Genomic DNA, 584 nt, shown 5'->3' with positions numbered 1-584 from the left:
TGAGCGGGCCGCCATCATGCGCCAAAGCTGCAATGCACCGATCCAAGGTACCTGCGCCGACCTTATCAAACTTGCGATGGTGTACGTCCACCGTGCGCTCCAACCGTATCAAGCGCGGATCATTATGACTGTGCATGATGAGTTGGTATGCGAAGGTCCAGCGCGCCACCGTGATGCTATCGCATCCGCGATGAAAGACGCGATGGAACGGGCGGCCAGAGTTGTATTGCCAACCATGGGGGCCTACGTTGTGGTTGACGTGCACCCGTCATCGACCTATGACAAATAGGAGTGTGGTATGTTCCGACCACTGCATGAGCTTATGAACGAACCACGCGCTGTTATCCCTACCGGTATCCTTGCCATTGACACAATTACCGGTGGTGGTATTCCGGTAGGACACATCACCGATATTGTGGGAGAGAAAGGGCTAGGTAAAACAACCCTTGCCCTCCACACCGCTGGCCGCCATATGGCTGCCGGCCACCCTGTTTACTACATTGACAGTGAATTCTCATTCCATGCTGCCTACGCAGCAACCTTTCTTCCACCACACCATGACCGGTTCTTTGTCCTTCAACAAT

2 protein-coding genes are annotated in these 584 nt (G+C 54.1%); both read left to right on the top strand.

Annotation, left to right across the window (positions count from 1 at the left end; genetic code table 11):
* On the top strand, positions 1-289 hold a 289-nt coding region (locus AC01ZF_RS17605; RefSeq protein ID WP_476575562.1), incomplete at its 5' end, for a DNA polymerase.
* A gap of 9 nt (positions 290-298) precedes the next feature.
* A partial coding sequence (locus AC01ZF_RS17600) for an ATPase domain-containing protein (protein WP_476575561.1) occupies positions 299-584 on the top strand: 286 nt, incomplete at its 3' end.

The sequence above is a fragment of the Chloroflexus sp. genome, assembly GCF_056331925.1.
The sequence above is the reverse complement of the archived record's forward strand: the minus strand, read 5'-3'. Positions and strand labels throughout refer to the sequence as shown.